The sequence below is a fragment of the Sphingomonas sp. PAMC 26621 genome, from assembly GCF_000251145.1.
GTDB lineage: Bacteria > Pseudomonadota > Alphaproteobacteria > Sphingomonadales > Sphingomonadaceae > Sphingomonas.
Genome location: NZ_AIDW01000019.1, coordinates 239769 through 259272, shown reverse-complemented (window position 1 = coordinate 259272; position 19504 = coordinate 239769). Strand labels below are relative to the sequence as shown.

The following is a 19504-nucleotide window of genomic DNA, read 5'->3' as shown; positions in this document are numbered from 1 at the left end:
CAGCCGCAGCGCCTGCGCCCGAGCCTGAAGCAGCTACCGAAGATGCGACCAACGAAGGCGAAAGCGCCGCGGCACCGGCAGAAGGCTGATGTCCGGCGACTCCCCCGTTACGCTCGCAGTCGTGATCGGCGCGCACGGCGTCACGGGGGAGGTGCGTCTCAAGGTCTTCACCGAGGACCTTGGGCAGTACAAGACGTTCAACGGCGGCGCGCTGACCCTCAAGTCGGTGCGCCCCGGCAGCAACGGCGCGATCGCACGGATCGCCGAAGTGACCGACCGCAACGCCGCCGAGGCGATGCGCGGGACCGAACTGACCGTGCCGCGTTCGGCTTTGCCGCCCCTGGAAGAGGGCGAATATTATCACGCCGATCTGCTTGGTCTTCCGGCGGTTTCGCTGGAGGGTGAGGCGCTCGGCCATGTCGTCGCGATCGACGATTTCGGCGCGGGTGACGTGCTCGAGATCGAGCGACCCGACAAGAAGCGCTTCATGATCCCGATGAACGCCGACGCGGTTCCCGAATGGAACGCGGAGCGCGTGGTCGTGGACGGGGCGTTTATCGTCTGAGCGGGTAGTCCGACCAATCGCCGTCATTCTCTAAGTAGCCGTCATCCCCGCGTAGGCGGGGATCCATACTGGCTGACCGTGATGACTTGCGAGGGACGGCGCTAATAGATTCCCGCTTTCGCGGGAATGACGGGTGGGGCGGGGTGCCACCTCAGCACTCCGCCACCGTCACCGCCATCACCGCCGCAACGGCCGCCGATCATCCAGCAAATTGCGGATCGTCGTCGCGGCAACACCCGCTTCCCCCATCGCATGGCTGATCTGGTCCAGCCCCTTGACCACATCCCCCGCCGCGAACAGCCCCGGGATCGAGGTACGCTGGTGGTCGTCGACCTCTAGGCATCCCTCGCCCGTCGCACGCGCGCCCGCCGCGACCGCAAGCTTCGAGCGGATGGTGGACCCCAGCGCGGGATAGACGCTGTCGAACGCCAGATCGCCATCGGGCGTCGTCACCACCATCTGCGCCCCCTCGATCCGCATCGGCGAGCAGGGGCCATCGACATGCACGACCCCCGCCTCCTCCAGCTTGGCACGGCACGCATCGTCCAGCTCGTGCCGCGCGCCCGGCGCGATCAGCGTGACGTCGCGCGTGTAGCCGCGCAGGAACAGCGCTTCCTTCATCCCGTGGTCGCCAGTGCCGATCACCCCGACGCGCTTGTCGGTGACTTCATAGCCGTCGCAGATCGGGCAATAGCGGAACAGCCCGCGTGCGAGCGCCGCGTCATGGACGGCACGGTCCATCTCCGGGCGGATGTTGACGACGCCGGTCGCGAGCAGGACCGAGCGCGTCGGGAACACTTGGTCGCCGACGCGAACCTCGAAGTTGTCGCCGGTCGGGCGGATCTCGGTCACTTCCGCCGCCTCGCGCACCGCGCCGAATTCCTCGGCCTGGTCGAGCATGAGCCGGAGCAAGTCGGTCCCCTTGATCCCGCCGGGATAGCCCGCGTGGTTGTGCGTTCGCGGGATCAGCGCCGCGCGGCTGCTGCCACAATCGAACAGCCGGATCTTCAGGTGAAACCGCGCGAGATAGATCGCAGCGGTAAGTCCGGCCGGGCCGGCGCCGATGATGATGCAGTCGTCCATGGCAGCGATACGTCTGCACGGTCGCATCGTTCCTTGACGATCTGCCGAGATGTATATACATATTGTATATACGGAGATCGGCATGGCACAGGAATTTCGCGCCAAGGTATTCAAATCAGGGAATTCGTTGGCGGTGCGACTGCCAAAGGGGCTCGGTGCCATCGAAGGAACAGAAATGATCGTCCGAGAAGATCGCGGCACGTTCACCTTCGAGCCTGCGAACACGCAGCGCAAGATCTCCGGGGATGGCTGGATGGGGGCGTTGCCCTGGTTGTTGCCCGTTACGCCGGAAGATCGCGAATTCGACCACAGCCCTCGACCGTGGGACGACCCTGACTGGCCATCGGCGGCGTGATCTATCTTCTCGATACGAACATTTGCATTCTGTTGCTGGCAACGCAGGCGGATCGTCTTCGCGCTCGCGTGCGTACGTGTGTCGAAGGCGATCTGGCAGTTTCTTCCGTTACCTTCGCCGAGATTGCTTTTGGTAGCCGGAACGGAAAGATGCCGCCGCTCAAGGTCCTGGAAGCCTTCATACGCGACGTTCCGCCGGTTCCGTTCGACACGGCAGCGGCGCGTCAATATGCCGAGCTACCGTTCCGGCGCGGCAGTTTCGATCGCTTGATCGCAGCGCATGCGCTCGCGCTCGATTTGACCCTCGTAACCAACAACGAACGCGACTTTGCCGATATCCCCGACCTGCGCGTAGAGAATTGGACGCTATGACTTTCGCCGCCACTGTCCTCACGCTCTACCCAGAGATGTTCCCCGGCCCGCTCGGCATCTCGCTCGCTGGCCGGGCGCTGGGGGAGGGGAAGTGGTCCCTCGACGCGCGCAACATCCGCGATTTCGCGACCGACAAGCATCGTACCGTCGACGAGACACCGGCGGGCGGCGGCGCGGGCATGGTGCTCAAGGCGGACGTCCTCGCCGCGGCGATCGACAGCGTCGCGACCGGCGCGCCGATCCTCGCGATGACGCCGCGCGGCCGCCCGCTCACGCAGGCGCGCGTCCGCGACCTCGCGCAAGGGCTGGGCGTCACCGTCCTGTGCGGCCGGTTCGAGGGGTTCGACGAACGCATCTTCGAGGCGCGCGCGATCGAGGAAGTGTCGATCGGCGACTATATCCTGTCGGGGGGCGAAATGGGCGCGCTCGTCCTGCTGGACGCTTGCATTCGGCTGCTTCCCGGCGTAATGGGCGCGGCTTCTAGCGGTGATGACGAGAGCTTCGAAAGCGGCCTTCTCGAATATCCGCAGTACACCCGACCATTTGAATGGGAAGGGCGCACGATCCCCGAAGTGTTGCGATCGGGGGATCATGCGAGGATTTCGGCGTGGCGCAAGCACATGGCCGAGACCGATACACGGCTACGGCGGCCGGATCTGTGGGAGCGCCATGAGGGTGCTCGGGTCCAACCGCCCTCTGGCGCGCGACGACAGACGAAGGACGCATGAGATGAATCTCATCCAGACGATCGAAGCCGAGAACATTGCCAAGTTTCTCGAGAACAAGCAGATCCCCGAATTCCGCCCTGGCGATACGCTCAAGGTCGGCGTGAAGGTTGTCGAAGGCGAGCGCACCCGCGTCCAGAACTACGAAGGCGTGTGCATCGCGCGGTCGAACAAGGGCATGGGCAGCAACTTCACCGTACGGAAGATTTCGTTCGGTGAGGGCGTGGAGCGCGTCTTCCCGCTGTATTGCCCAACATCGACAGCATCGTCGTCGTCCGCAAGGGCGCGGTGCGTCGTGCGAAGCTGTACTATCTGCGTGGCCGCACCGGCAAGTCGGCGCGTATCGCAGAGCGTCGCGACACGCGTCCTGCAAAGGGCACTGCCGCAGCCGAGTAAGCTCGGCCAGTCGCGAGACGAGACAAGGGCGCGGAGGCGATGGCCTCCGCGCCCTTTTTCGCATGCGTTGAAGGCGGCGGACTCAGCGGAGTGCCGCGCTAGCGATTGATTGAAGACAATAATGTCTTTCGGTCGGTGCAATTCCCCAAGCCTGAATCAGCCTTGTGTTCAATAATAACCGCCGCCCGAGCGGTCATATCCAGGCACGTCGTCTAATACTAATGGTGTATTACCATCGAAATTATTAGCTATTGGTACTGTACCGTAACGAATCGGGACAGGGGCCATTACGATCAATGTTGTCGCAGTGTCGCGGGTCACTACTCGTGCACTGAGCACCGCCGGTGCGCGCTTTCATCAACTGGACGTGTTGCGCGGATTGGCGGTCCTTGCGGTCCTGGTCATCAACATCAACGGTATGGGCGGAAGTTCGCACACCGGCCGGTTACCGGAAACGCTTGGCTGGACCGTTGCGGACCAGATCGTCTGGAGTGTCCGGCAAATCTTCATTTCCGGAACGGCGCGATGCCTGCTCGAACTGGTGTTCGGCGCCGGAATGATCCTCCTGACGACCACGCTTGCCCGCAACGGCGATGCGATGGCGGTGGCGAGGCGCTTCTGGGTGCGGTATCTGCTGCTGTTCCTGATCGGGCTTTTTCACGTCTTCGCGTTGTCATGGTACGGCGACTTCCTGCACATCTACGCAATCGCGGCCCTGATTGCCTTTCCGTTCCGGCGCCTGCGCGGGGCGCAGCTTGTCCTGATCGGTTCGACTTACGCGATCGCGCTTGCGGCGTCGGCGCTGATAGGGTCGGACGGCCGTGTCACGGGCACCCTTTACGAGGTGTCGGGCAACGCCGCACATGCGGCGAAGCTTTCTTCGGGCCAAACCATGCCGCCGTGGCGCGCGAACGCGGTCACCGTGGCACCCGATCTCGCGGCAGCCCAGCGGGAGGATCGCGAACGCACGACGACCTTCGCGCGCTGGCACGAGGCGATGCTCGACGATTACGTCGCCTTGTTCAACTGGGGGTGGGTGATCTACGGCCTCGGGGAAGCGGCGGCGACGATGATGATCGGCGCGGGGCTGTTCAAGCTCGGCGTGGTGCAGGGGCAGCGCAGCACCGCTTTCTATGCGCGCCTTGCCGCCGTGGCTTACGGCGTCGGCTTGGCGATCCGCATCCCGCCGGTGTGGGCCGGGCATGTCCCGAGCGACCCGACCCAGATCGACGCCGCGCTGCGCGAGATCGGGCGGCTGAGCCTCACGCTGGGGCATGTCGCGCTGGTATCGCTTGCGTTGCGGAACGTCCGTGGTCGCCGGCTGCTGATGCCGTTTGCGGCGGCAGGTCGAACCGCGCTGTCGCTGTACGTCGCGCAGACCTTGATCTGCCTGTGGCTGTTGTTCCCCCCGTTCGGCCTGCGGCTGTACGGCAGGATGGACTGGATCGGGCTGATCGGGACCGCGGTGATGATCGACGTCCTGTTGCTGGCGGCGGCCAACCGGTGGTTGGCCCGATATCGGATCGGTCCGCTCGAATGGCTGTGGCGGTCGCTGGCGAGCGGGGAACGGCTGGCGTTGCACCGTGCCGTGGGGCTTGACCGTGCAACCGTGACGAACTGACGGTAAGGGCGAGCGTTCACCCCGTGGGGATCGTCCGATGCCGCAATCTTCCAGTCCCGTTGTCGCCACTGCTACCGAGCCCGACGGTGCGCCGCGGATCGCGGTGCTCGATATCCTGCGTGGGATCGCGATCCTCGGGATCCTGTTCATGAACATCAACGACATGGGCCAGTCGATGACCGCGTCGTTCGACGATATCCGCCATCTCGGCTGGTCGGCGGCGGACCGGATCGTTTGGTGGGTGCGCGAAGTGCTCGCGATGGGCACCGCGCGCGGGGTGCTCGAAATGCTGTTCGGCGCAGGCATGGTGATCCTGACCGAGCGGTTCGCTGTGCAGGCGGAGGAATCGGTCGTGCTGCGCCGCTATTTCACGCGCAACGTCATCCTGTTGCTGTTCGGGCTGGTGCACGTGTTCGTGCTGCTGTGGCCGGGCGACATCCTCCACACCTATGGCCTCGCCGCGCTTGTCGCGTTCCTGTTCCGCGAGCTGCGCCCGCGCGCGCTGCTGTTCCTCGGCTCGAGCATGGCGGTGTTCTTCCTGATCGGCGGCGGGATGAGTTACAGTGCCGACCGGTCCAACGTGCAGGCGGTTCGACGCGTCGAGCAACGCCAGCACCTGCACCGTCCGCTGACGCAGGCGGACAGAGCGGTGCTTGCGCAAGCCACGGAGCGGCAGAACCAGCGCGCAACGGTTGCCGCCGAGACGAGGGCGCGGATCACTGCCGAGGACAAGGCGCGGACCGGGACGTTCGCGACCTGGGCAGCGGAGCAATGGCGCACCTTCAGCTTTATGGAGGCGCAGGGGTTCGAAGTGCTGTTCGTCTGGGAGGCCGCTGCGACGATGCTGATCGGTGCGGGGCTGTTCCGGCTCGGCGTCCTGCAAGGGCTGCGCTCGGCGCAGTTCTATGGGGTGATGACCGGGATCTGCTATGCGATTGGCGTGCCGTTGCGATTGCTCGAGGCCTATGAAGGCACGCGTTTCGCCGCCGCGCCGCAGATCAGCATGGCAACCACCGAAGTCGCGCGTTTGGCGATGACGCTGGGGCACGTCGGGCTGGTCAACCTGCTCGTCACCACCGCGCTGGGTACGACGTTGCTGCGACCGTTCATCGCGGCGGGGCGGACCGCGCTGTCGATCTACGTTGCGCAGACACTGATCTGCCTGTGGGTGCTGTACCCGCCGTTCCTGCTCGCGCTGTACGGCCGGATGAGTTGGGCAGGGCTGATGGTGACCGCGGTGCTCGTCAACGCGGCGCTGTTGATCGGCGCGAACCTGTGGGTGCGCTGGTTCCGCATCGCACCGGTCGAATGGGCGTGGCGCTCGCTGATCGAACAGCGCGCGTTGCGGTGGCGGCATGGCGGGGGCGGCGCAATCGCCTGATGCCAAGGGCCTTTACGCAAGACGCCGGCGTCGCGATAAGCCCGCAACGCCCGCGGTCGTCGGGCCGGGCAATCGAGAGAGCGGAGATGCGGGATGCGGGCATGTTGGGCGTTTGCGGGCGTGATGCTCGCGTGTGTGGCGGTGCCTGCGATGGCTGCTGAGGCCGCACCCGAAAAGCTGACGCTCGCCAAGGTGTTCGGCAGCCCCGACCTGTCGGGCGTCCAGCCGCGCGGCGTCAAGCTGTCGCCCGACGGGACGTTGCTGACGTCGCTGCGTCCGCGCGCGGACGAGAAGGAGCGGTTCGACCTGTGGGCGCGCGACACGCGCACCGGGCAGGAGCGGATGCTGGTCGATTCGAAGAAGGTCGGTAGCGGTGCGGAACTGTCCGAAGCCGAGAAGATGCAGCGCGAGCGCGCGCGGATCGCGGGCTCCAAGGGCATCGTCGCGTACGATTGGGCCCCCGATGGCAAGACGATCCTCGTGCCGATCGACGGCGACCTGTATCTCGCGGGCCTCGACGGCACCACGCGGCGGCTGACCAACGCGCCGGGCGATGGCGCGCTCAACCCGATCATCAGCCCCAGGGGCGGCTTCGTCAGCTTCGTGCGCGGGCAGAATTTGTTCGTCCAGCCGCTCGGCGGCGGCGATGCCCGCCCCGTCAGCAGCGATGGCGGCGGGACGGTGCATTGGGGCGAGGCGGAGTTCGTCGCACAGGAGGAAATGGACCGCCGCACCGGATACTGGTGGTCGCCGCAGGACAGCCACATCGCGGTCGAGCGGTTCGACGAGGCCCCGGTCGGCGTGGTCACGCGTGCGGCGATTGGCGCGAACGGGACCAAGGTCTATGACCAGCGCTATCCCGCCGCGGGGACGCCCAACGTCGCGGTCGCTTTGTATGTGATGAAGGCGGACGGGTCGGGGAAGGTCAAGGTCGACCTCGGCAGCAATCCCGACATCTATCTTGCGCGCGTCGACTGGACGCCCGATGGCAGCGCTTTGCTCGTCCAGCGTGAGAGCCGCGACCAGAAGACGCTCGACATGCTTCGGGTCGATCCGGCGACGGGCAAGGCCACGGTGCTGTTCACCGAGAAATCGGGGACGCGCAGCTGGCTCAACCTGTCCGACGCCTATCGCCCGATGAAGGACGGGAGCCTGATCTGGCGTTCGGAGCGGACCGGCTTCGGGCACCTTTATCGCTTCGCCGCGGGCAAGTGGACCGCACTGACCAAGGGCGACTGGGTCGTCCAATCGTTGCTCGGTGTGGACGAAGCCAAGGGCCGGCTGTTCTTCACCGGCAACAAGGATGGCGTGCTCGAGCAGCATCTCTATTCGGTCGACATCGCGCGCCCGAACGTCGTCACGCGCCTCACCGAGGCGGGGTGGTGGAACACCGGCACGATGGACGAGGCCGCGACGCGGATGATCGTCTCGCGTTCGAGCCCGGCCCAGCCGACGCAGGTCTATCTGGCGGATGCTGGCGGCAAGCGGCTGTCGTGGATCAACGAGAATGCGGTCGTGCCGGGGCATCCCTATTACCCCTATCTGGCGGCGCATCAGCAGACCAAGTTCGGCACGATCAAGGCCGAGGACGGGACCGATCTTTATTACGAGATGATCACCCCGCCGCTCGAGCCGGGCAAGAAATACCCGGTGTTCTTCCAGCATTACGGCGGCCCCGGCACCGGGCAGCAGGTCACGCGCGGCTGGGGCGGGGCGTTGCCGCAATATCTCGTGCAGCACGGCTATATCTATTTCCAGATCGACAATCGCGGTTCGTACAATCGCGGCAAGGCGTTCGAGGATCACATCTACCGCGCGATGGGGACGGTCGAGGTTGCCGATCAGCTGGCGGGGGCGACGTTCATCAAGAGCCAGCCGTTCGTCGATCCTGCGAAAGTGGCGATCTATGGCTGGTCGTACGGTGGTTACATGACGCTCAAGATGCTCGAGGCGAACCCGGGGGTCTATGCCGCGGGCGTGTCGGGCGCGCCGGTGACGCAATGGGAACAGTATGACACCCATTATACCGAGCGGTACATGGGCTCGCCGGTCGCGGACAAGCAGGCGTATGTTTCTTCGGATGCGTTGGGGAAGGCACCCGCGATCAAGGATCCGCTGCTGCTGATCCACGGGATGGCGGACGACAATGTCGTGTTCACCAACTCGACCGCGTTCGCGGCGCGAATGCAAGCGACCGCGACGCCGTTCGAGATGATGTTCTACCCCGGCTATACGCACCGTGTCGCCGGGCCGGGGATCAGCGAGCATCTCTGGGGGACGATCCTGACGTTCCTGGACCGGAACGTGAAGGACAAGAAGTAGGGGGGCGGTGTGCTGCGCCGGGTACATCGCCCCCCCCCGTTCGTCATCCCCGCGGAGGCGGGGATCCATTGATACTGATGCTCTCCGTGCTGCGAGGCCAGCCAGTATGGATTCCCGCCTGCGCGGGAATGACGGACTAGGGGAGGGCGGGCGTCCAAAGCCCATCAACCCTCCGCCCTCTCCAGCGCTGCCCCCTCTAGCCCCGGACGCGCTGCTCCCATAAAGCGCAGCCCCATGCGGTTCCTCACCACCTTCCACCTGTTGCCGTTCCTCGACACGGTCGTGAGCTATCTCGTCGCGTTCGTGCTCGGCACGCTGATCGGCGCGGAGCGGCAGTATCGGCAGCGCACCGCGGGCTTGCGCACCAACGCGCTGGTCGCGCTCGGCTCGTCCGCGTTCGTCGACCTCGGCCAGCGGCTGGGCGGCGACGTGGAGTCGATCCGGATCATCGCTTATGTCGTGTCGGGGATCGGTTTCCTCGGCGCGGGCGTGATCATGAAGGAGGGGATGAACGTCCGCGGCCTCAACACCGCCGCGACCCTCTGGTGCTCGGCCGCGGTCGGCGCGATCGCGGGGAGCGACATGATTGCCGAAGCCGTGCTGCTCACCGGCTTCGTCATCCTTGCCAACACGATGCTCCGCCCGCTTGTCGACGCGATCAATCGCATCCCGCTGGAAGGCCGCAACGTCGAGGCGACCTATACCGTCACGATCACGACCGACGCCGCCGACGCCGGGCCAATGGGGGACCTGCTGACCGAGCATCTCGAGGCCGCGCAACTCCCGGTCGCGGAACTCGACATCATCAACCGCGCCGAGGACCGGGTGGAGATTGTGGCCAAGCTCGTGAGCACCAATATAACGGTCAGCGAGCTCGACGCGCTGACCGATCATCTCGCCAAGGTGCATGGCATTACCCACGCAACATGGCAGGCGCGTACGCACGATTAGCAAAGCGATTGGACGTGCCGGCGTAACAACGCTACGGGCGCGTTCCGAACTGGAGGATTACATGGGTTACAGGATCGTGGTCGCGGGCGCGACGGGCAACGTCGGGCGCGAGATGCTCAACGTTCTTGCGGAGCGCGAATTCCCGCTCGACGATATCGCGGTCGTCGCATCGTCGCGCAGCCAGGGCGATGAAGTCGATTTCGGCGAGACGGGCCGGAAGCTCAAGGTCCAGAACATCGAGCATTTCGATCCGACCGGCTGGGACATGGCGCTGTTCGCGATCGGCTCGGAAGGGACCAAGCTCCACGCGCCGCGCTTTGCGGCGGCGGGCTGCACGGTGATCGACAATTCGTCGCTGTACCGGATGGACCCGGACGTGCCGCTGATCGTGCCCGAAGTGAACCCCGATGCGATCGCGGGCTATACCAAGCGCAACATCATCGCGAACCCGAATTGCTCGACCGCGCAGATGGTCGTCGCCCTCAAGCCGCTGCATGATTTCGCCAAGATCAAGCGCGTCGTCGTCGCGACCTATCAGTCGGTTTCGGGCGCGGGCAAGGCGGGGATGGACGAGCTGTTCGAGCAGTCGCGCAACATCTTCGTCGGCGATTCCGCCAAGCCAAGAAGTTCACCAAGCAGATCGCGTTCAACGTGATCCCGCACATCGACAGCTTCCTCGACGACGGGTCGACCAAGGAAGAATGGAAGATGGTGGTCGAGACCAAGAAGATTCTCGACCCCAAGATCAAGGTGACGGCGACCTGCGTCCGCGTGCCGGTGTTCGTCGGTCATTCGGAAGCGATCAACATCGAGTTCGAGAACGAAATCTCGGCCCAGCAGGCGCAGAAGATTTTGCGCGAGGCCCCCGGCGTGATGCTCGTCGACAAGCGCGAGGACGGTGGATACGTCACGCCGGTCGAGTGCGTCGGCGAATATGCGACCTTCATCAGCCGCGTGCGCGAGGATCCGACCGTCGAGAACGGGCTGTCGCTGTGGTGCGTGAGCGACAACCTCCGCAAGGGCGCGGCGCTCAACGCGGTGCAGATCGCGGAATTGCTCGGGCGGCGTTATCTGAACAAGGGGGACTGAGGCGGACCCGGCCTCTCTTTATCCGTCATCCCCGCGGAGGCGGGGATCCATACTGGCTGCCGTCTGCAATCGCGGGCGTCGGCGCTAATGGATTCCCGCCTGCGCGGGAATGACGGAGTGGGGGAGGCGACCCTTGCGCCAACCGCGAACCCGCGCGACGATCCCATCGTCTTCGTGGGGAGCCAAGCCATGACAGAAACCATGACCGGCGGCTGCCAGTGCGGCCGCATCCGCTACAGCGTCGCGATCGACACCACCGACGCGTATCTCTGCCATTGCCGGATGTGCCAGCGAGCCACCGGCGGAGTGTCGATCGCGCTCAAGGGCGTCAAGATCGCCGACGTCACCTGGGAACGCGAACCCGATCGCTACCAGAGTTCCCCCATCGCGCAGCGCGGCTTCTGCAGCGCGTGCGGGACGCCGCTGACGTTCGAATTCCTCGAACCCGGCGAAAACATGGACCTGACCGTCGGCAGCTTCGACGAGCCCGGGCGCTTCGTTCCCGGACATCATTTCTCGCCCGAGACTTGGCACGCGGCATGGCTGGACACTAAGGATCTCCCGACAACGCGGGTCGCGGATAATCCGTCGACCGCAGATCGATGGATCAAAGCAATTGGCAAACTCCCCGATTGAACCGCAGTTTTTCGATAGCATCGACGGTGCGCGGCTGGCGTGGCGGGAGTTGGGAGAAGGGCGCGCGGTCGTCCTGATCCACGGATATTTCTCCGACGCGACGACCAACTGGATCAAATACGGCCATGCCGAAAAGATCGCCGCCGCCGGTTTTCGCGTCATCATGCCTGACTTGCGCGGGCACGGATCGAGCGCGAAGCCGCATGACGCGGCATCCTATCCGCCCGACGTATTGATGCAGGACGGCAAGGCTCTGGTCGCGCATCTCGGGCTTAGCGATTACGATCTGGCGGGCTATTCGCTCGGCGGGCGGACAGTGATGCGGATGCTCGTCAACGGGGCGACGCCGCGGCGGGTGGCGGTGTCGGGGATGGGGCTGGACGGGATCGTCCACACGCAGGGTCGCGGCGCGTATTTCCATAACGTCCTGACCAACCTCGGCAGTTTCAAGCAGGGGACGCCCGAGTGGCTGACCGAGGCGTTCCTCAAGACCACCAAGGGCGATCCGCTCGCGTTGCTGCGCGTGCTGGACACGTTCGTCGACACGCCGCCTGAGGCGCTGGCGACGATCCGGCCGTCGGTGCTGGTCGTCAACGGGGTGGACGATCACGACAATGGCTCGGGCGAGGCGCTTGCCGCCGCTTTGCCCGACGGGCGCTATGCAAGCATCCCGGGCAACCACATGAGCGCGGTGATGAAGCCCGAGCTCGGCAGCACGATCGCCGATTTTCTCGCGGCTTGACCATCCATTCCGGGCGGCACAGGTTGCCGCCCTCAACGCATTCCCGGGGGAGTCGCATCGTGCGCACCAGCATTTCCACACTTGCCCTTGCTCTCGCACTGGCCGCGACGCCCGCTATTGCGCAGCAGGCGGCACCGGTCGCAGCTGACGCCGCCACGCCCGCAGCAGCCGACGCCTTCGTCACGCTGGCGGAAAAGGCGCTCGAGGATTTCTCGACCCCCGCACAGCAGGCTGCGTGGATCAACGCGACCTACATTACCGACGACACCGATGCGATTGCCGCCAAGTTCGGCGCAGAAGGCACCGAAATGTCGGTCAAATATGCGCTCGAAGCCGCGAAATACGCCAAAATCCCGGGCCTGTCGTTCGACACGAAGCGGAAGATCGACCTGCTTCGCAGCGGGCTGACGCTGCCCGCACCGACCACCCCGGGTGCCGCGACCGAGCTGTCGACGATCGTGACGCGTATGTCGTCCGAATATGGCAAGGGCAAGGGCACGCTCGACGGCAAGCCGATCAACGGCAGCGATATCGAGGCGGCGATGGGGTCGGTCCGTGATCCCGCCAGGTCCAAGGAAATGTGGGTCAGTTGGCATGACAATGTCGGCGCGCAGATGCGCAAGGACTATGCGCGCCAGGTCGTCATCGCCAACAAAGGCGCGAAGGAGCTTGGCTATGCCGACGTCGGTGCCTTGTGGCGCTCGGGCTATGACATGGAGCCCGACCAGTTCGCCGCGCTGACCGACAAATTGTGGAAGCAGGTCGAGCCGCTCTATGTCGCGCTCCACACCTATGTCCGCTGGAAGCTCAACGCGAAATATGGCGATGCGGTACAGGCCAAGACCGGCCCGATCCGCGCCGATCTGCTCGGCAACATGTGGGCGCAGGAATGGGGCAACATCTATGACGTCGTCGCGCCTGCGGGTGCGGGCGATGTCGGCTATGACACGGGCGATCTGCTCAAGGCCAAGGCCTATGACCCGGTCAAGATGTTCAAAACTGGCGAGGGTTTCTATTCCTCGCTCGGCTTCAAGCCGCTCCCCGACACGTTCTGGGCGCGCTCGCAGATCGTCAAGCCTGCCGACCGCGAGGTGATCTGCCACGCGTCGGCGTGGGACGTCGACAGCATGAACGACCTGCGCATCAAGATGTGCACAAAGGTGAATGGCGACGATTTCGTCACGATCCATCACGAGATGGGCCATAACTACTACCAGCGTGCCTATAATACGCAGCCGTTCCTCTACAAGAACGGCGCGAACGACGGCTTCCACGAGGCAATCGGCGATTTCGTCGCGCTGTCGATCACGCCCGATTATCTCGTGCGGATCGGCCTGCTCGACCAGTCCAAGGTGCCGAGCGCGGACAAGGACATCGGGCTGCTGCTCAAACAGGCGATGGACAAGGTCGCGTTCCTGCCGTTCGGGCTGCTGATCGACAAGTACCGCTGGGGCGTCTTCTCGGGCGCGATCCCCGCGACCCAGTATGAGAAGAGCTGGAACGACCTGCGGCTGAAGTATCAGGGCGTCGTGCCGCCGATCGCGCGCGACGAGACGCGGTTCGATCCGGGAGCGAAGTATCACGTGCCCGCCAGCGTGCCGTACACGCGCTACTTCCTCGCGCGATTGCTGCAGTTCCAGTTCTACCAGGCGGCGTGCAAGCAGTCGGGCTGGAAGGGGCCGCTGCATCGCTGCTCGTTCTACGACAACAAGGCCGTCGGCGATAAGCTGAACGCGATGCTGGCGATGGGCCAGTCCAAGCCGTGGCCGGATGCGCTCGAGACGTTCACCGGGAGCCGCGAGATGTCGGGGCAGGCGATGGTCGCCTATTTCGCGCCGCTCAAGGCGTGGCTGGACAAGCAGAACAAGGGGAAGCCGTCGGGCTGGTGAGGGGTAGCGGCGCTCGGCTGTTTTAACGCGCGCTTGCCCGGCGGAGGCCGCGGCCCAGTCGAAATGTCCGAGGGTATCGAGCGCAAGCGCCCGCCATCTCAGGTCTCGCTACTGGGCCCCGGCCTTCGCCGGGGAAGTACTTACGGGAGAGGGGGACGCATTCAGTTCGGGATCGTGCCCTCGTCGGCGATGCCCGCCTCGAACGACTTGCTCGAATCGCTACCGTCCGCCTGATGCGCGCCTTTGCCCGGCTTCGGCTTCGGCTTTGACGCGACGGGCGTGCTGCCGCGGAGCGCGAACAACGCGGCGGCTGCCGCGCCGACCGCTGCGACGCCGCCGACGATCTTCGCGGCGGTCCAACGCGGCTTGGCAACGGGTGATTCCACCTTGGTGTCTGTATCGCTCACCATTGGCTTGGGCTTTGGCTTAGGCGCACCCTTGCCGCCGGTCACCGGGCGGCTCGCCGCGGTGCGCGGCTTGGCCGGCTTGCGCGGGGCGGGGGGCTTCGGCCCGCTGGCCTTCGCGCCTGCAGGCTTCGCCGGCTTGGCAGGCTTGGGCGGCTTGACCGGAGTCGTCGCGTCGGTTTCGTCGTCGGTCGGCTTCTTCGGTGGCTGGGCCATCGTGTGTTCCTTGAATCGTTGCAGCAGTCGAACGCGCCAGCGTGGCGGGGTTTCCGTGGCTTAGCGGAAGGGCGGCTCGTTGAAGGCGCGCAGCTTGCGCGAGTGGAGCTTGTTCCCCTCGCGCCGCAGCTCCTCGCATGCCTCGATGCCGATCCGCATATGCTCGCTGATCGCACGTTCGTAGAAGCGGTTGGCCTGGCCCGGCAGCTTCAGCTCGCCGTGGAGCGGCTTGTCCGACACGCACAGCAACGTGCCATAGGGCACGCGGAAGCGATAGCCCTGCGCCGCGATCGTCGCCGACTCCATGTCGATCCCGACCGCGCGCGACAGCGAGAAGCGCAGCGCCGAGCGCGAATATTGCAGTTCCCAGTTGCGGTCGTCGGTCGTCACGATCGTGCCGGTGCGCAGGCGGCGCTTGAGCTCGTCGCCGGTCTGGCCCGAGACCGTCTCCGCCGCGCGGGCAAGCGCGAGCTGGACCTCGGCGATCGCGGGGACCGGGATTTCGGGCGGAAGCACGTCGTCGAGGATATGGTCGTCGCGTAGATAGGCGTGCGCGAGCACGTAATCGCCGATCCGCTGGCTCGGGCGCAAACCGCCGCAATGGCCGATCATCAGCCACGCCTCGGGGCGGAGCACCGCGAGATGGTCGCAGATCGTTTTGGCGTTCGACGGGCCGACGCCGATGTTGACGAGCGTGATCCCGGTGCCGTCCGCCGCCATCAGATGATAGGCGGGCATCTGGTGTCGCCGCCACGCGCTGGTATCCGCAAGCATCGCCTCGACGTCGTCGCCCGCGCGCATCAGCACGCCGCCTGCGCCCGAGACGCCGGTATAGCGGCTCGGCGTGCCGTCCGCGTGCGGCTCGAGCTGCGCGCACGCCCAGCGGACGAATTCGTCGACATAGCGATGATAGTTGGTGAACAGCACGTAGCGCTGGACATGCTCGGGCGGGGTGCCGGTGTAATGCCGCAGCCGCGCGAGCGAGAAATCGGTCCGCAGGCCATCGAATAGCGCGAGCGGGCGGGGGCCGCCGTTGAGCACGGCGTAGCGCCCGTCTGCGATCTCGTCGCCAATATGCGCGAGTTCGGTCGCGGGGAAATGTCGCGACAGTTCGACTGCGGATACCGCGTCGAGGCTGAGCGCATGGCCGGGATCGATCACATAGGGAAAGGGGATTTCCTGCCGGCCGGGGACCGCCTCGACGGTGACGTCGTAATCCTCGATCAGCAGGGTGAGCTGTTCAGTCAGATAGTCCGCGAAGATCGCGGGCTTGGTGACGCTGATCGCATAGGCGCCCTCGCTGACGAGGCGACCGAACGACCGCGCGGGGACCGGGCGATCCTCGCCGCCGCGATAGTGGAGCCGGATCTCGGGATAGGCGAAGCTGCCATCCTTGCGGCTTTCCGGCGCGGGTGGCTGGCCGGTCGTGATGTAGGTGGTCAGTGCGGCCTGGAGCCGCTCGACCGAGGCGCGATACAGGCGATCGAGCTCGGCGACGATGTCGGATGCTTGCGTCATGGTCAGCGGTTAAAGGCGGATCGTTACACTGGCAAGACCGGGTGGGGCAAGACCGGGCCGCGGAGAAGGGGAATAGCCGCCACCCCGACCATGGCCGGGGTGACGGGAAAGGATTATTCGCCTTCGCGCAATTTCTTCACACCGATCACCGTGCCGGCCACCGCGGCCGCTGCACCCGTCGCGATCGCGGCTGCTGCAACCGGATGTTCCTTCACGGCGGTGACGGTCGCGTTGAACGCGTCGGTGACCGCTTCCTGCGCCTGCGTCAGGATCGACGGATCGACCACCTTCTTCGCTTCGGACGCGGCCTTGTCGCCAAGATCCTGCACGGTATCGGTGGCCTGCTTGATAGCATCGGTCATGATAATCTCCCTTCGCGTGAAACGTGTTACGCGAAAGAAACGAAGTGCGGCGACCGGTGTTCCGCCGCCGCACTCGGTTCGTCGTACCTTAGATTTCACTCAGCAGATGTTCGGCCGACGAAACCTTGAATTCACCGGGGGCCTCGACATTGAGCTGCTCGACGACACCGTCGTTGACCAGCATCGAATAGCGCTGGCTGCGCTCGCCCATGCCGAACTTCGAGCCGTCGAAGGTCAGGCCGACCGCCTTGGCGAAATCGGCATTGCCGTCCGCGAGCATCGTGATGGCACCCGCGTCGCTAGCCTTGCCCCAGGCGCCCATGACGAACGCGTCGTTGACCGAGGTGAAGGCGATCTCGTCGATGCCCTTGGCCTTCAGGTCGGCAGCCTTGTCGACGAAACCGGGGAGGTGGCGCGCCGAGCAGGTCGGCGTGAACGCGCCGGGAACCGCGACGAGCGCGACCTTGCGGCCCTTGAAGAAATCGTCCGAGCTGACCTGATCGGGGCCATCGGGCGTGACCTTGGTGAGCATGGTGGTGGGGACGCGGTCGCCGACGGTGATCGTCATGGGGAATCTCCTGATGCCGCCGCTCCGACACGGGATTGGGGAGCGGCAGGCCGGTACGTCGTCCGAACGCCGGCAAAATTCAAGCGTGGCGACCATGCCGGAGCACGCCTATGATACCGGATGATGGAGTCGACGACATATCTGACCGGCCAGTTCCTGCTGGCGATGCCCGGGATCGGGGATACCCGTTTCGCGCGCGCGATCATCGCGATGTGCGCGCATGACGAGGAAGGGGCGCTCGGGATCGGGATCGGCGCGACCTTGCCCGGGGTCGGGCTGCACGCGGTGCTGGAGCAGCTCGAGATCGACCCCGGCGTCGCGCCCAACGCCGCCGTGCACATCGGTGGTCCGGTCGAGCCACGGCGGGGCTTCGTCGTTCATAGCCAGGACTGGGGCGGGCAGGATACGGTCGGGGTTGCGAACCTATGGGCCTTGTCGGGGACGACGGACGTCCTCCGCGCGATTGCGGCGGGGACCGGACCGTCGCGCTGGATCGTCGCGCTCGGCTATGCCGGCTGGGGGCCTGGGCAGGTCGATTCGGAAATGACGCGGCACGGCTGGTTCAGCACGCCAGGCGATCTCTCGATCCTGTACGACGCGGATGCGGCCCGCCGGTGGGAGCGCGCGTTCGGCGGGGCGGGGATTGATCCGCGTCTGCTCGCAAGCGGGGCCGGGACCGCCTGACGCCGCGACCCGCGGCGATCCGTGCGATCCGACCCGCAACAGGTGGAGCACATATAAAGACATCTTTATATTTGATCCGGGCATCATTCGGGATTAAAGGCGCGAGCATCAACCAAACCGGAGATGCCCCGTGGCCACCGTTCTCGACAAGCCGACCGACTATGTCGTCGCAGACATCAGCCTAGCCGATTTCGGTCGCGCAGAAATCAACATCGCCGAGACCGAGATGCCCGGCCTGATGGCGCTCCGCGAGGAATTCGGCGCTTCGCAGCCGCTCAAGGGCGCGCGCATCACCGGTTCGCTCCACATGACGATCCAGACCGCTGTGCTCATCGAGACGCTGACCGCGCTCGGTGCCGACGTCCGCTGGGCGACGTGCAACATCTTCTCGACGCAGGACCATGCCGCTGCCGCGATCGCCGCGTCGGGCGTGCCGGTGTTCGCGATCAAGGGCGAGAGCCTCGCGGACTATTGGGACTATGTCGGCAAGATCTTCGACTGGGACAATGGCGACGGCCAGACCTGCAACATGATCCTCGACGATGGCGGCGATGCCACCGCGTTCGCGCTCTGGGGTGCCAAGCTCGAGGCCGGCCATTCGTTCGGCGAGCCCGAGAATGAGGAAGAAGTCGAGATGCAGCGCGCCGTCAAGGCGTTCATCGCGAAGAAGCCCGGCTACCTCACCGACACCGTCAAGAACATCAAGGGCGTGTCGGAAGAGACCACGACCGGTGTTCATCGCCTGTATGCGATCGCCAAGAAGGGCGAGCTGCCGTTCCCCGCGATCAACGTCAACGACAGCGTGACCAAGTCGAAGTTCGACAACCTGTACGGCTGCAAGGAATCGCTGGTCGACGCGATCCGTCGCGGCACCGACGTGATGCTCGCCGGCAAGGTCGCGACCGTCGCGGGCTTCGGTGACGTCGGCAAGGGCTCGGCGCAGTCGCTCCGCAACGGCGGCGCACGCGTGCTCGTGACCGAAGTCGATCCGATCTGCGCGCTGCAGGCGGCGATGGAGGGCTTCGAGGTCGTGACGATGGAAGAGGCCGTAACCCGCGCCGACATCTTCGTGACCGCGACCGGCAACGCCGACGTCATCACCGCCGACCACATGCGCGGCATGAAGAACATGGCGATCGTCTGCAACATCGGCCACTTCGACTCCGAGATCCAGATTTCGGCGCTGTCGAACTACAAGTGGACCGAAGTGAAGCCGCAGGTCGATCTCGTCGAGTTCGACGACGGCAAGCAGATCATCATCCTGTCGAAGGGTCGCCTTGTTAACCTGGGTAATGCTACGGGGCATCCGTCGTTCGTGATGTCGGCGAGCTTCACCAACCAGACGCTGGCGCAGATCGAGCTGTTCACCAACCCCGAGCAGTATAAGAACGACGTCTACGTCCTGCCCAAGCACCTCGACGAGAAGGTTGCGGCGCTGCATCTCGAGAAGCTTGGCGTGAAGATGACCCAGCTGACCAAGAAGCAGGCCGACTATATTGGCGTGCCGGTCGAGGGTCCGTTCAAGCCCGACCATTATCGTTACTGATGTAACCTGTTTCATTCTTTCGAATGACCATTCTGGCGGCAAGCGAGAGCTTGCCGCCTTTTTGTTACGCTGAAGAAACA

Annotated in this window: 18 protein-coding genes and 2 pseudogenes; 15 read left to right on the top strand and 5 right to left on the bottom strand. The window is 65.1% G+C overall.

The features are described from left to right. The first annotated feature begins 88 nt into the window (after positions 1-88). On the top strand, positions 89-565 hold the full coding sequence (rimM, locus tag RI03_RS11160; RefSeq protein WP_010217388.1) for a ribosome maturation factor RimM: 477 nt from the start codon (positions 89-91) through the stop codon (positions 563-565). A gap of 177 nt (positions 566-742) precedes the next feature. Here rimM and RI03_RS11155 read toward each other — a convergent pair whose 3' ends face one another. Beyond that, positions 743-1648, bottom strand: coding sequence for an NAD(P)/FAD-dependent oxidoreductase (locus tag RI03_RS11155; RefSeq protein ID WP_010217386.1), 906 nt, complete (start codon positions 1646-1648; stop codon positions 743-745). A 49-nt stretch (positions 1649-1697) separates the two neighbouring features. Here RI03_RS11155 and RI03_RS11150 point away from each other — a divergent pair, with 49 nt between their 5' ends. From RI03_RS11150 to RI03_RS11095, 12 genes and pseudogenes are all read left to right on the top strand, one after another. Beyond that, on the top strand, positions 1698-2003 hold the full coding sequence (locus tag RI03_RS11150) for a hypothetical protein (protein WP_010217385.1): 306 nt from the start codon (positions 1698-1700) through the stop codon (positions 2001-2003). Then, positions 2000-2374 carry a type II toxin-antitoxin system VapC family toxin gene (locus RI03_RS11145; protein WP_010217382.1) on the top strand — a complete coding sequence of 125 codons (375 nt, stop codon included), beginning with the start codon at positions 2000-2002 and terminating at the stop codon, positions 2372-2374. The genes RI03_RS11150 and RI03_RS11145 overlap by 4 nt, the downstream gene beginning before the upstream one ends. After that, on the top strand, positions 2371-3102 hold the full coding sequence (gene trmD / locus RI03_RS11140) for a tRNA (guanosine(37)-N1)-methyltransferase TrmD (RefSeq protein WP_010217381.1): 732 nt from the start codon (positions 2371-2373) through the stop codon (positions 3100-3102). Before RI03_RS11145 ends, trmD begins: the two co-directional genes overlap by 4 nt. 1 nt (position 3103) lies before the next feature. Beyond that, positions 3104-3495 (top strand): annotated as a pseudogene (gene rplS, locus RI03_RS11135) (50S ribosomal protein L19). A 367-nt stretch (positions 3496-3862) separates the two neighbouring features. Further along, the gene (locus RI03_RS11130; protein ID WP_238542346.1) at positions 3863-5116 is read left to right on the top strand and encodes a DUF418 domain-containing protein; all 1254 of its coding nucleotides are present in this window, start codon (positions 3863-3865) and stop codon (positions 5114-5116) included. A 37-nt stretch (positions 5117-5153) separates the two neighbouring features. After that, positions 5154-6497: a DUF418 domain-containing protein gene (locus tag RI03_RS11125; protein ID WP_010217379.1), complete on the top strand. Its 1344-nt coding sequence runs from the start codon at positions 5154-5156 to the stop codon at positions 6495-6497. Positions 6498-6590: 93 nt separating this feature from the next. Then, the gene (locus tag RI03_RS11120) at positions 6591-8819 is read left to right on the top strand and encodes a S9 family peptidase (RefSeq protein ID WP_010217378.1); all 2229 of its coding nucleotides are present in this window, start codon (positions 6591-6593) and stop codon (positions 8817-8819) included. A gap of 234 nt (positions 8820-9053) precedes the next feature. Further along, positions 9054-9770 (top strand): MgtC/SapB family protein, encoded by a 717-nt coding sequence (locus tag RI03_RS11115; protein ID WP_010164168.1) that lies wholly within the window; start codon positions 9054-9056, stop codon positions 9768-9770. Between the two features lie 61 nt (positions 9771-9831). Then, positions 9832-10859 (top strand): annotated as a pseudogene (locus RI03_RS11110) (aspartate-semialdehyde dehydrogenase). A 189-nt stretch (positions 10860-11048) separates the two neighbouring features. Further along, positions 11049-11495, top strand: coding sequence for a GFA family protein (locus tag RI03_RS11105; RefSeq protein ID WP_026046656.1), 447 nt, complete (start codon positions 11049-11051; stop codon positions 11493-11495). Continuing rightward, on the top strand, positions 11476-12237 hold the full coding sequence (locus RI03_RS11100; RefSeq protein ID WP_010217376.1) for an alpha/beta fold hydrolase: 762 nt from the start codon (positions 11476-11478) through the stop codon (positions 12235-12237). Before RI03_RS11105 ends, RI03_RS11100 begins: the two co-directional genes overlap by 20 nt. 56 nt (positions 12238-12293) lie before the next feature. After that, positions 12294-14126 (top strand): M2 family metallopeptidase, encoded by a 1833-nt coding sequence (locus tag RI03_RS11095; protein WP_037515185.1) that lies wholly within the window; start codon positions 12294-12296, stop codon positions 14124-14126. A gap of 161 nt (positions 14127-14287) precedes the next feature. On the opposite strand, the gene RI03_RS11090 is transcribed toward RI03_RS11095, so the two are convergent. The 4 genes from RI03_RS11090 to RI03_RS11075 all read right to left on the bottom strand — a co-directional run bounded on the left by RI03_RS11090 (position 14288) and on the right by RI03_RS11075 (position 17194). Further along, entirely contained in the window at positions 14288-14746 is a 459-nt protein-coding gene (locus RI03_RS11090; RefSeq protein WP_010217372.1) for a hypothetical protein, read from the bottom strand. A 60-nt stretch (positions 14747-14806) separates the two neighbouring features. Continuing rightward, entirely contained in the window at positions 14807-16264 is a 1458-nt protein-coding gene (locus RI03_RS11085; RefSeq protein ID WP_010217370.1) for an AMP nucleosidase, read from the bottom strand. 113 nt (positions 16265-16377) lie between these two features. After that, on the bottom strand, positions 16378-16626 hold the full coding sequence (locus RI03_RS11080; protein ID WP_010217368.1) for a hypothetical protein: 249 nt from the start codon (positions 16624-16626) through the stop codon (positions 16378-16380). A gap of 88 nt (positions 16627-16714) precedes the next feature. Continuing rightward, positions 16715-17194 carry a peroxiredoxin gene (locus tag RI03_RS11075; protein WP_010164159.1) on the bottom strand — a complete coding sequence of 160 codons (480 nt, stop codon included), beginning with the start codon at positions 17192-17194 and terminating at the stop codon, positions 16715-16717. Between the two features lie 123 nt (positions 17195-17317). Here RI03_RS11075 and RI03_RS11070 point away from each other — a divergent pair, with 123 nt between their 5' ends. Together RI03_RS11070 and ahcY are read left to right on the top strand one after the other, a co-directional pair. Continuing rightward, positions 17318-17878 carry a YqgE/AlgH family protein gene (locus RI03_RS11070; RefSeq protein WP_010217366.1) on the top strand — a complete coding sequence of 187 codons (561 nt, stop codon included), beginning with the start codon at positions 17318-17320 and terminating at the stop codon, positions 17876-17878. Positions 17879-18008: 130 nt separating this feature from the next. Beyond that, entirely contained in the window at positions 18009-19424 is a 1416-nt protein-coding gene (ahcY, locus tag RI03_RS11065; RefSeq protein WP_010164156.1) for an adenosylhomocysteinase, read from the top strand. Positions 19425-19504: the final 80 nt, after the last annotated feature.